Source organism: Chitinophaga filiformis (genome assembly GCF_900102545.1).
GTDB classification, from domain to species: Bacteria; Bacteroidota; Bacteroidia; order Chitinophagales; family Chitinophagaceae; genus Chitinophaga; species Chitinophaga filiformis.
The window spans coordinates 222,073-234,373 of record NZ_FNBN01000007.1 but is presented as its reverse complement, the minus strand read 5'-3'; the positions used below and the strand labels follow the sequence as shown (position 1 = coordinate 234,373).

Annotated in this window: 10 protein-coding genes and 1 tRNA gene; 5 read left to right on the top strand and 6 right to left on the bottom strand. The window is 43.1% G+C overall.

All coding sequences use genetic code 11. The features are described 5' to 3' along the window. Window positions 1–151: 151 nt before the first annotated feature. The gene (locus BLR32_RS25225) at window positions 152–610 is read right to left on the bottom strand and encodes a hypothetical protein (RefSeq protein ID WP_089835824.1); all 459 of its coding nucleotides are present in this window, start codon (window positions 608–610) and stop codon (window positions 152–154) included. Window positions 611–825: 215 nt separating this feature from the next. Between BLR32_RS25225 and BLR32_RS25220 the strand changes: the two genes are divergently transcribed. The 3 genes from BLR32_RS25220 to BLR32_RS25210 all read left to right on the top strand — a co-directional run bounded on the left by BLR32_RS25220 (window position 826) and on the right by BLR32_RS25210 (window position 3,224). Continuing rightward, window positions 826–1,839 (top strand): hypothetical protein, encoded by a 1,014-nt coding sequence (locus BLR32_RS25220; protein ID WP_089835822.1) that lies wholly within the window; start codon window positions 826–828, stop codon window positions 1,837–1,839. 528 nt (window positions 1,840–2,367) lie between these two features. Beyond that, window positions 2,368–2,658 carry a type II toxin-antitoxin system RelE/ParE family toxin gene (locus BLR32_RS34655; protein ID WP_089835820.1) on the top strand — a complete coding sequence of 97 codons (291 nt, stop codon included), beginning with the start codon at window positions 2,368–2,370 and terminating at the stop codon, window positions 2,656–2,658. Window positions 2,659–2,927: 269 nt separating this feature from the next. Beyond that, on the top strand, window positions 2,928–3,224 hold the full coding sequence (locus BLR32_RS25210) for a HigA family addiction module antitoxin (RefSeq protein WP_089835818.1): 297 nt from the start codon (window positions 2,928–2,930) through the stop codon (window positions 3,222–3,224). 53 nt (window positions 3,225–3,277) lie between these two features. Here the strand turns inward: BLR32_RS25210 and BLR32_RS25205 are convergent, their stop codons facing one another. The 3 genes from BLR32_RS25205 to BLR32_RS25195 form a co-directional block, all read right to left on the bottom strand. Next, complete coding sequence (locus BLR32_RS25205; protein WP_089835816.1) at window positions 3,278–4,450, bottom strand: tyrosine-type recombinase/integrase; 1,173 nt, start codon at window positions 4,448–4,450, stop codon at window positions 3,278–3,280. Window positions 4,451–4,636: 186 nt separating this feature from the next. Beyond that, window positions 4,637–5,257 carry a DUF7151 family protein gene (locus BLR32_RS25200; RefSeq protein WP_143011582.1) on the bottom strand — a complete coding sequence of 207 codons (621 nt, stop codon included), beginning with the start codon at window positions 5,255–5,257 and terminating at the stop codon, window positions 4,637–4,639. A gap of 111 nt (window positions 5,258–5,368) precedes the next feature. Further along, window positions 5,369–5,442: transfer RNA gene (locus BLR32_RS25195), tRNA-Pro, on the bottom strand. A 288-nt stretch (window positions 5,443–5,730) separates the two neighbouring features. On the opposite strand from BLR32_RS25195, the gene BLR32_RS25190 reads away from it, so the two are divergent. Next, entirely contained in the window at window positions 5,731–6,432 is a 702-nt protein-coding gene (locus BLR32_RS25190) for a hypothetical protein (RefSeq protein ID WP_218124250.1), read from the top strand. A gap of 79 nt (window positions 6,433–6,511) precedes the next feature. Continuing rightward, on the top strand, window positions 6,512–9,679 hold the full coding sequence (locus tag BLR32_RS25185; protein ID WP_089835812.1) for a TonB-dependent receptor: 3,168 nt from the start codon (window positions 6,512–6,514) through the stop codon (window positions 9,677–9,679). Between the two features lie 73 nt (window positions 9,680–9,752). Here BLR32_RS25185 and BLR32_RS25180 read toward each other — a convergent pair whose 3' ends face one another. Both BLR32_RS25180 and BLR32_RS25175 read right to left on the bottom strand, forming a co-directional pair. Continuing rightward, window positions 9,753–10,265: an OmpH/Skp family outer membrane protein gene (locus tag BLR32_RS25180; RefSeq protein ID WP_089835810.1), complete on the bottom strand. Its 513-nt coding sequence runs from the start codon at window positions 10,263–10,265 to the stop codon at window positions 9,753–9,755. Between the two features lie 141 nt (window positions 10,266–10,406). Beyond that, the gene (locus BLR32_RS25175; protein ID WP_143011581.1) at window positions 10,407–12,209 is read right to left on the bottom strand and encodes a hypothetical protein; all 1,803 of its coding nucleotides are present in this window, start codon (window positions 12,207–12,209) and stop codon (window positions 10,407–10,409) included. Window positions 12,210–12,301: the final 92 nt, after the last annotated feature.

Here is a 12,301-nt window from a genome sequence, read left to right as displayed (position 1 = left end):
ATATTAAGCTTTCCGATGATGAAATAAAAGCGCTCGAAGAACCATATGTCCCTCATCCGGTATTGGATATGATGTAAGCCGAAAAAGCCTTACGACAAGGTCTATTATCTGTAATAGGCCAGATCACCGGGATGGTAGTTGGATAAATGCGCTATTCCTCCCCCTCGTCATCTTCATCATCTTCATCATCCATATCCTCAGTAGATAAATAAAACCAGTTTATATCTAAATGATCTAACATATTATTAAACCGGTCGCGGTCATTGGTACCGATAAAAATACCAGAACAGTTTTGGTCTTTGTCAAATGACAGGCTAATCATTTCGGCATAGTCCCTGGTATAGATCCGTTGGGAGCTATTAGAAATATCTTCCAACTCCTGCCAGTTATCTTTAATATAATTAACCACTTCCGGTTTAACTGCATCCAGACAGTTGCCATTAAACAGCAATCCGCCTAAAACGCCATTATGCACCGCTAACATTAACAAACCAGCTTCTGAGGGCAACTCCAAATGCCAATCAGGATTCGCTTCATCATTAGAATAGTTGGCATATACAGGCGGATCCGGATGTAAGAGGTCCTCCTTTTTTATACCCCAGGAAACCACGCCCTACTGAGCCTTGCAGTACGGGGCTGCGCAAACGGGTTGTCGCTTCAATGGCTTATTGGAGACGAGGCAAAATTTTTTAAACAAAGGGTCTTTAAAGAGATCCTTAAAGCGTTAGAGGGCTGAGAAAGGAATTCGGTCATCTACCAGAATATCAGTCCTATTGGTTCGCCACTGATAAGTGGACAGACGATCTTTCCGAGATACAGTGGATATTGGATTATAAGAAGAAGGTAAATGCTGATGCTGTGGAGGTAGCACTGGATCTTCAATTGGAGATTAACAGGCTGAAAGACGGCTATGAAAAGATGACAGATAATCAGCAGAGAGAAGTTGACTTAAAGGTTGCTGAAATCGAAAGTGTTCTAACTCCATTGCGCAAAACGATGATCAACGTGACGGAAGCGTCATCAGCAGATAATCTCCAGGTGCTCGGGCAGGAATATCTGGACTCACAGAGGCAAGATCTTGGAGAGGAGGAGTATGATATCGCAATAGGCAACCATGATCCTAAAAGAAGCCGAAAAGGGTTTTATCCTGAAATCAAAGACGATGTTCATTTCTATGAAATGGACACTGATATTGATCCCGACTTACCCTTGATCATTGCAGCGGATTACCAGGCCAGTATATCCCCGATATGCGTCACGCAGTTTGCAAAGTTACCTGGACAGAGTTTTGAGACTTTGAACTTTGTTCGACAAGTATATGAGGAACAGCCCAAAGGGCTTGAAGATGCTTGTAACAGCTTCATTATGAAAATGTCAGGGCACAGAGACAAAACAGTATACTATGTGCATGATTCAACAGCTATCGGTAAGAATCCGTTTGGGAAAACTTATGCACAACTTGTAATTGAAACGCTGACAGCTGGCGGTTGGTGTGTCATTCCTATCTACACATTTAAACCCCCAAGTCACGGTGTGAAGTTTGAGCGCATAAAGAAATTGCATAAAAATACCGATCCCGTAGAAGCACCGTTGATCCGGTTCAACAGAAAGTACAACGACTGTCTTATAACCAGCATGGACCGCTCCCTAGCAATTACTACTGGTGGCGAGACAAAGAAAGATAAACATCTCGAATACACAAACCGGTATCCAGACTATCCACAACGGTACGCAACCCACTTCAGTGATGTGCATGATCAGATTGTTTGGGGAACTCATGTTCTTAAATCTGTTCCTATTACAACCAGAGGTAGTCGGTTTGTTGGTGCAATTCGCTGATACATCCATTGGTCTAGTACTACAACGCCATCCAGGCTTATGTTGAGGGGAACAGGTCAACTACAATACCGCTAGTCCATCTAATCTATTAAAGTTCCCAGCTGGCGAGCAATCATTTGCCCTCATATCCGTGTAACTCTTTATATATGTCTATACGACGTAATATTACAGTATAAACAATTAATATTCAATTATATATAATGAGAGTAACAGTAACGCTCCTGTGTAACGGTACTCCAGCAACGCGCTCTACCCTTGTGCCGCAACCTCAGTCATATATCCCGGAAAATTTCAAAAGCGTATCGAGCCACCGACAGGGACGGCGCGGGTTCGGGAGCAAGTTTTCTTAATTGGCTATCCCTTTGCCCTCCTAAACTGTTAACATACAAACAAATACATATATTTATCGTCTTGCCGGGTAGAAGGTAGTGGATTGGCAGAAAATCTCGTGTTTTAGTAGGAACATATTTGGTGAATAAGATAAGAGTACTTACCTTTGACGTTACTAACGAGAAACGGTATTAATGTATGATTTTATCCTTTGATTGTAAAGACACCAAAAAAGTATTTGAAGGTACCAGAGTTAGAAAATGGTCTGTAGAGATTCAAGTGGTTGCCAGACGAAAACTTTTTATGCTAAATAACGCTCAAGATTATCAGGATCTAATTGTTCCTCCTTCAAACCACTTCGAGAAATTGAAAGGAAAGAAATATAAGGGACTTTGTAGTATCCGTATCAATGATCAATGGAGAATTGTCTTCAAATGGAAGGACGGAAATGCGAGCAATGTTCGTATTGAGGACTACCACATCAGCTAGTTTATACCGTTATTGTATGTGTCTCTTATCCCTTGCTGTGAAGTTATCATTCGTGTTCTATATCCCTTAACTATAAATTTATACTATGTCTCTTGTCCCTTTTCTATGAAGTTTCTGCTTTTATTTAATTCCCGTTTTGATTAACAATTATTGTACGAAGTCATTAAACAGTCCTACATATTGTAGACCATTTTAAACCGCGTTTCTATCACAGTTTTCCTGCAAGAAATCGTCCCATTGTGATAGAGCTACACACAAATCCGTCAGTTATGCAACAGTTGCCAAACATCCATCCAGGTGAAGTTCTGCTTGAGGAATTTCTGAAACCCCTTAACATAACAGCCTATCGTTTAGCCAAAGAGACTAATATTCCTCAAACAAGAATTGCAGAGATTATTAAAGGTAAACGTAGTATCACAGCAGATACTGCGCTTCGGCTTAGCCATTTTTTTGGAACAACAGCAAAATTTTGGTTAGGCCTTCAAGATGATTATGATATCGAAAATGAAGAAACCCATAAAAAGGAAGAACTACGCAGTATCAGGCCGTACAGCCAGCTAGTTTAAATTAAAATATGTTCCAAACGGTATTAAAGCCTCGGCAGTTGCCGGGGCTTTCTTTAGCATCCAAAAAGGCTGACATTTACATTGGATTCAATCAGCCTCCGAATTGGCAAATCACGAATATATGCTTGTGTTTGTTCTAAACTGGCATGTCCATTTTGTTGCTTCAACCAAAGGAGGTCATAGTTAGGGTTCATTATGATGTGATCACAATTTCCAGTGTGCTTCAGGGCATAAAGATTATTGTCTATCCCGAGTCCTTCGATTATCAATCTGTGCCATTGATAGGTAACTGCCTTTCTTTGTAGCTCAGGTATATGGCTATCTCCAACGATATCGGCAAAAATTCTTCGGTTCATCGGATACCTATCAATTCCCATTTCCAAAAGCAAATTGTACAGTGGTGTCATTACCTGATGGTAGGATGTACGATTATTCTTAATCGTGCTGTGTTTAAGTATAAGATATTTTGTGTCCTTACTGAAGTCGAAATCAGCTCTTGTGAGCGAACATATTTCCTTCGGACGGGCAAAGAAGCTATATATAATTTGTGATAATAGATACAGGGATGGGCTGTCCCGCTTTAGCTTTTTTGCGATTGCCTTTTTTTCATCCTCGCTATAAGGCACATATTTAAAGCTCCTGCGTTCAGGAAGAGAGTCTACATCCTGAAATGGGTTTACGATAACCATTCTCTTCTTGCGAAGCGTGTCAAAGTAATTTCTCATTCTGCCAACGTTAGCGTTTACCGTGGGATTCGCTAGCTCTTTGTCTTCCTGAAAATAGAGTTGAAAGTCCTGGGCTAAATTGGCGTCGAAATCCTCTGGAGATACAGTCATCATTTCCTTGTCGTCCAAAAAATCACGGAACCTGTTGATATGTGTTTTATATGATTTCTTGGTTTCCTCACTCATCTTATTAACATGCTTGTCGTTGATATTTTCAACCTCACTTATTAGAACACGCGATGGCGCTAGGGTTAAATTCCTCTTCGTAAATGGATTAATCTCGCCTTTTTTTAGCTTAGTGTTTATTCGTCTGATTACTTTCTTCGCATAGGCATAACGATCTTGTTTTGACTTCAACCTATTGATGTTAAACGTGGGTTTCAATCGCTCCATTTTCTGCGTCACGGGATGGCGAAAGTACAGTACAAAATACCAGCTGACGGACATGTCGCCACCAGCATGGTATAATTCAAGCGGTCTATATTCCAGTTCTTCTGCCATAAATTCTTTGGCTAAGTTTTTGGCCCACTTATTTTTAAAATCGTAAAGTCCGCTACCAGAGCGGACTTTAGATGTTTCGTCGGGGTGGCTGGATTCGAACTAGCACCCCTTGCACCCATGTCGAAAGGCAATAAAAGGGTAATTCTATCAACCCAAAAGGTTAGTTACTATACCCATAACCTTACGTTATTTTTTGTAGATAATTAGGTAAACCATACCCAAAGCCGTATTACCAGCTGCTGCACTACGTATCCTGACGCCTATTTCCTTTTTTGAAGTAGGGAGATTATTCAAAATATTAGATGACTTATGTATTTTCCTGTTGTTGAAAGATTCCGTTGCCGTGATTAGGCTATTATCAATAACTACCCCATCTGAAATATTATAAAGCTCAATCAGAGCTTTTGGTCCATATGACCATGCTGTTGCACAAAAAATGATGGAGTCAACATTCTGATAGTTGTTTTTGTCAAAGTCGGGAAAAGTTGCATATATATCTCCCGTTGTTGTTGATGTGGTTGTATTTCCACCCGTATAGTCGGAAAGTATAACCTGTTTATCTGTAGGCGTACTTGTCCCATTTTGTCCATTGCATACAGACTTTACACCTGTTACTTCATCGGTATCCAGCAGATTATTCCTATTCTTATCCAAGCCGCTTTTTACAACAATACCGCCATTTATACAGTCAATACCTGGCGCTGTTTCCTGAAGGTCAACCAAACTATTGAACCCGTTGTTCTCTTTTTTACAAGAAAAAAAAATTGCTATAAACAATAGGAATGCTGGCAGAATAATAGTTTTCATGGTCTTCATAAATTTCATAGAATAGAGGATATTTTTTTGTTGGATATTAAACAATGCTTAAAACAAAAGTATAAAGGCCGCCTCATCACTGAAACGGCCTTTAAAGCTTCGTCGGGACGACTAGATTCGAACTAGCGACCCCTTGCACCCCATGCAAGTGCGCTACCGGGCTGCGCTACGTCCCGAACCGGTAACCGCCGCTTTTTCAACGGCGGGATGCAAATGTAACAATTAATTTCATTTTTTAAAATTTTTAAGTACTTATTTCTGGACCTGACAACCTTTAGCGGAAGAGCGTTATGTATCTGACTATCAGAATAGTATAAGGAGCTTTAAATTGCAACCGATGTTACATTGGGAGGCGAAGCTGAATTCACAGAGTGGCGCCTATGCTGAAAAAACTAACTTGATAAAAAGCCAGGACATATCCCCCCGTCTTATACCGTATATTTATACTCATAAATCCACCAATTATGAGAACACTTATCAACCTTTTCTTAGCCCTCTTATTCACTGTCACTACCATCACCCAATCGAATGCCCAATCCGAAGTACTTGGCGCCTGGAAATCCACTTCCGGAGGAACTACAGCCGTAATGCTGGTCACGCCCGGATACTTCAGTATCACCGAATACGACACTGCATTTAAGTCTACCTTAGGTGGTACCTGGTCAGGATCTTCCGATAACGCCGGCATGACTACCATCGAGTTCAATTCAGCAGACGCATCACAGGTAGGAAAACAGCTTGAAGCCACTGTCGACTTTCAGGGAGACCAGCTGGTAACTACATTAAACGGTAACAAGATAACCTGGACAAGAGTAGATGACGGCAACAGCGCAATGACCGGTGTATGGCAGATAACAGGCAGGGAAACGAACGGAGCGATGAATGCGATGAAACCCGGCGACAGAAAAACTATCAAGATCCTCACCGGCACCAAATTCCAATGGATAGCAATGAATACAAAGACAGGAGAATTCTTTGGAACAGGTGGAGGCTCTTACACTTTTAAAGATGGTGTCTATACAGAAAATATCGAATTCTTTTCAAGAGATAACAGCAGAGTCGGTGCATCACTCTCCTTTAAAGGCAGTGTAAATGGCGACAAATGGGATCACAGCGGTAAGAGTTCTAAAGGAGATCCTATTCATGAAGAATGGACACGCAAGTAGTGATTGCATAATATGAATTCTACGTTAACATACTGAAACCATATTGCATTGATTTGTACCCGAATTTATTTTCGCGCTTATGAAACCTATATGTACTGGCATTCTATTGCTATTGTTGTGTTGTTTTACCCATTCACAACTATCCGCCCAGACAACCCAGGCCTCCATTACCGGCGTTGTCACTGATGAAACCAAACAGCTCATTCCAGGCGCATCCGTGCTTGTCAGGAATGAATCCACTGGTTTTAGTAGCAGAACAATTACGAATACAAAAGGTGAATTCTCGCTGAAAGAATTGCCTCTCGGTGGACCCTACACGATCACGATATCCTTTGTGGGGTATGGTGAACAGAAGCGTACGGGATATTCCCTGAACCAGGGCGACCTTGTAAAGGTTAATATCGAGATGAGATCTTCTGCTGTCAGCATGAATGAGATCACGGTAAGTGGTAGTGGGCTCAAAAACAAAACAGAGAACTTCGGAGCTGCTACGACTGTAACAGCGCGTGACATCGCAAGGCTGCCGGTAAACGGCCGTAACTTCTCGTCACTGATAGATCTCTCTCCTCTGAGTAATGGTAGTAACCTGGCTGGTCAGCTCGGTTCTTCTACCAATATCACGATCGATGGTACCTCCGCTAAAAATCCTACTTCCAGCAGCGGTACGAATACCCGTATCGGCGGACCGTATGCACTGTCTATGGAAGCGATCAGGGAGTTTAAAGTAGTGACCAACCAGTATGATGTTACCTTCGGCCGTAGCGGTGGAGGTACTATCAGTACTGTAACCAAAGCCGGTACGAATACCTTCTCCGGTAGTGCTTTCCTGTATTACAGGGGAGATGCATTATCGAGTAATTATGATATCCGCGGCGCTAAGCGCGTGAATGACTTCTCTACAAAACAATACGGCTTTTCTTTAGGAGGACCTATTATTAAGGATAAGGCGCACTTCTTTGTAGCATGGGATCACCAGGCAGATGCCCGCCCGCTGTTCCTGGCAGATATTCAGTCGCCCGCTGATGAGAAACGTCTGAGTGTCACTAAATCAACACTGGATAACTTCCTGACAATTGCACGTGGTAAATATGGTGTTGCCAATTCACCACAGTTCGGATCATTTGATAAAAAGAGAGGTACAGACGCAGTATTCGCCCGTATCGATCTGCAGCTGAGTGATAAGAGCCTGCTGACATTGCGCGATAACTATATTAATGACCGCGCTCCGCTGGGACGTGATGACAATACTGCTATCAACCTGTATGAAGTATATGCAGATGCCAAGGCTGTTAACAACAGCATCCTGGCTACCTTACGTACAGTGCTGAACCCACGCCTGACCAACGAGCTGAAAGTACAACACCTGTATACGTTTGAGGAAAGTACACCCGGTGATCAGCTGCCCGAAAAGAATATTCCGCGCGGTATCGTAGAGCGCGTACAATCCATCATGGGTACTGATACAGTTTATACGTCAATACAGTTTGGCGGACAGCGTTATTCTCCTGAACATTTCTACAATCATGTCGTACAGCTGGTTGACAATGTATATTTCAGTACCAATAAGGCTAACTACACCTTTGGCGCTGATATCATGTACAGCCATATGAACTCACTGTATGGTAGTGAAATGAACGGCCGGTTCTATTTTACAGGTCTGGATAATTTCAATAACATGAAACCTTACCGTTATGCACGTGAAGTGGCATTGGCGGATGATCCGAGCGTAAAACAGAATATTATCAGTAGTGCATTGTACGCCCAGATGCAGACAAAGCTGTTTCCCGGATTTGAGATGATAGCTGGTATCCGTGCGGATTATACTACATACCTGAACAAGCCTAACTTCAATGAAATAGTTTACCAGGATCTGGGACTACGTACCGATAACTCGCTGAAAACTTTCCAGGTGCAGCCACGCCTGCAGTTTAACTGGGATATCAATGAGAAGCATAAGGATTACCTGCGGTTCGGGGCAGCTATTTTCGGCTCTGATATCAACAACTACGCAATGATCAATAACATGCTGTTTGACGGTACCAAAGTACTTACCGTGGATGTCCAGGGCAGCAGTGTTCCTGCTCCAAATTTCGTTGAGTACCGTAAGAATCCTTCTTCGGCGCCTGGTAAAGAGTTGTTCGATCAGTTAGGATTGCCTCGTCAGGGTACTATTAACATGAATGGTAAAGACGCGAGGATTCCGGTAGTATACAAGGCGAATATTTCATACAACCACTTCTTCAGTGATCGTTTTAAGATGGGGATTACCGGTTTTATGACCCTGGCGCGTCACAACTACATGTACGTTGATCGTAATATGGTGGACCAGCCTTTCTTCCGCCTGAAAAATGAAGGCAACCGCGGTGTATATGTGCCAGACAGCACGATTACAGTAAGCAACGGTGCTACCGACTGGATGAAGGGACGCAAGAGCAATCGCATAGGCCGTGTGCTGGAATTGAACAGTGAAGGGAAGGTGAACCAGTTTGCCTTTGTGGTAGACGGTACTTACCGCTACTGGAAAGACGGGGAGATCTCTTTCAGTTATACCTGGAATGATTCTAAGGATAACACCTCTTACAACGGTGATGTGGCCAATACAGCAACATTATCCCTGATGGTAAAGGATGATCCCCGCGACCTGCGTACCATGTCGTATTCTGATAACCAGTTCCGTCATAAAGTAGTGTTTTATGGTACCCTGCCTACTTTCTGGGGTATTAATGTGGGCATCCGCTACTCCGGCATTGGCGGTACGCGCTACTCGCTGGCAGTGGGTGGTAACGTGAACGGCGACTTCGTAGCCTCGAACGACCTTGCCTATATTTTTGATGTGAATGACCAGAGCGTTCCTGAAAAGATCCGCAAGAATATCCAGGCTATCCTCGACAATCCGCAGGCGTCTGAAAGTGTGAAAGATTACATCAGGAAGAGTAGTGGTAAGATTGCTGAGAGAAATGGCGGTGTAAATGGCTTCTATGGTATCTGGGACCTGAGAATAGGCACTAAGATCAAGACTTATAAATCGCAGTATATTGAGCTGTCCGGCGATTTCTTCAATGTGGCCAACCTGCTGAATAAGGAATGGGGTACTATCAAGACACTTGGCAAACAGAATATTTATTCACTGGGTGGTTTTGACAGAGCTACATCCACGTATAAGTATAACGTCAATACAAACACAGGGGCGATAACACCTTCCGGAAATCCATGGCAGATTCAGATAGGTATCAGATACGGATTCTAAATTGATACACCTTTACAATATGAGGGCTGCTTCAAAAATGAAGCGGCCCTTTTTAACTAACACAGACAAAAAATTATTTAATACCCAGCTTCTGCTTAGCCGCCGATAGCAGATCTTCACAGGTAGCTGTTACAACACTTTCTTTAGAGCTATCCAATACGCATACAATCCCTTTTTCTGCTGCCAGATCGGATACCGCTTTTTTAGCTTTTGCAAGAATAGGCGCGCTCAGTTCCTGCTCGCGGGCTGCCAGCTTCTGTTCCATGCGTCCTCTGTATTCCTCAATATTCGCTTTGGCCGTTTCCAGCTGTTTCATCCTGATCTCCTTTATATCTGGTTTTAACGTCGGTTCATCTGCCTGAAACTTCGCTGCCATTTGCTCGAATTCAGTGATAAGCGCCTGCCCGTCTTTGGCCAGTTCCCCCTGGTATACCTGCAGTGTATCGTATGCGCGTTTTGCTTCCGGCATGCTGGTAACAAGTTGCTGCATATTAATGTAGGCGATCTTAGCCTGGGCATAACTGCGTGTAGCGGAGATGGTAATAAAGGCGAATAAAAACAATGCGATTGTACAGTTCTTTAGCATAGATAGTTGATTTAAATGATGCCGTAAGTTGTACAATCATATTCTAATAAAAAGTTAAGGGAACGATAAAGGAAAGTTAAGCAGGCTCCGGTATAAACATAGCATTGCGTGTCAATGCCTGACCTTTCTTCCAATAAAACATTATTTTTTCTGGTCTTTATCTATCTTTTGCAGCATGGCATTCAGCGGTTTTATTTTGCTGAAAACATGGCTCAGATCTGCAGGAGCTAATGAAGTGCCATGGTGACAGGTGAAGCAGGTGTGGCTGGTAGACTGGAAGTAAGTCTCCATTGTACTATTGGCTAAGAGGCTTGTACCAATTGCCAGACCTGAAATGGAATCTCTGGGATTATAGACGCCACCATTTGGCACTGAACCTCCAGACGTCCATACAGCTCCAACGAATACATAGTTTTTCCTGATGTCGTTACCCGGTATCATACTCATGATCGCATTGTTGATAGCGATAATTTCAGTATTGGAAGCGGAAGCACTGGTATCCTGCTGATTAGGGATTGAGTCCATTGCTGCGCCAAATGGGAACATCCGCAGTGTATTACTGGGGGCTATACCGACACTGGGTACTGCTGCTGTCAGGCTTTGGTTACTTGTGTCGTAATTAATGTAATTAACGTTGTAGGGAGTATCTGATGCATTGCTGTTAAAGAGCCATGAGCCCTTATCGGCAGCAACGGTTTTAACCTGGCCATTGGTGTTGATATACTGGTATGCCGGATTCGGTGTATTACTCTGATGTTCAAATGTTGCCCAGATCATCTCAGGATGTCCGGCTACACTGCCAACAATATGTATCCCTACCAATGCCAGTTTCGCCTTTTGTTGTCCGGCAGGTTTCCATAGTGTATCAGACGATGCCGCATATGTAGGGATCATCGCCTCCATTAAGAAGTAGTCTTGCGGATTGTCCAGGCTGTCAGCTATTACCCAGGAGGTTTTCAGTTCCATGGTCAACGCGGTTGAATCAGAGGGAACAGGATACCCATGTGAACTTGCGTAGTTAACAACGCAGGCCATTTCCGCGGCTGTTGTCGGGAACTGTTGACTGGAAATGCTATCATTCTTGAATTTCGGGTCATTGATAGCAGTGAGGTAATAGGCATACATGTCATTCACCATGGTGATATAATATACCAGGGAATTATTTTGAGCGATCAATGCATTACGTGTAGCCTGCGTTACCTCTGCATCCACTTCATTACCATTCATATCTATGAAGACGGTGCCAGTGCTGGTTGGAAATGCATGGAGCACTTTTTCGGGATTGATCAATTTCGTAACGATCAGCGGTTGCTCGATCTTATTGCCGGCTTTATCTTTCAACAGTGCTGGTCCGTTGGGGGTCTTTTCTACGTTACCTAATTCTATCACTTTACCGGCTTTGTTTTTTATAGTCACTCTTTCTCCTGCTTTGTGGAACATCACTTCAAACAGGCGGCCTTTTTTGTCTCTGAAAACGGGGAGCCTGTTAGGCCCATTTTTATCCAGGCTGCTTGTTGCTACCGGGATAATGCCTGCTGCATGTCTTTCCATTTGTAAGCCGCCAGCCGGGTCATCTACTACATTGAAAAATACGGGGGAAGCCATCACAGAGCCTCCATACTGCTCGGAAGAAGAGGTGAGCCATAAGAACATGCGCTCTGACCATTGATAGAAATCACAGTTGTTCTGATGACCGAAGGTGACACTATTGGCATTAGTGACCGCTCCGTTTTCAGTAGCTGTACCTTTCTGAAACCAGGTATTAAATGTGTCTTTTGACACAGTGCAGGAAGCCATGGCATCCTGGGGTAGCTGAATGCGGGAATAGGACCCGGTTCCAACTGCGCTTTCTGTGGTTTTGTTGTTACTGCTGTTACAGGCGCCCAGCCAGATGAGAGTGACTGCTGCCATGAGGGAAATACCGACAATTACGTTTTTTTTCATGTTGCTTGTACTTTTTTTAACGTGAGTTGTATACAGGGAATCAGATGAAGCAACAGCCACGGCTAATTATACCAGGATAGTATAGTATAGTT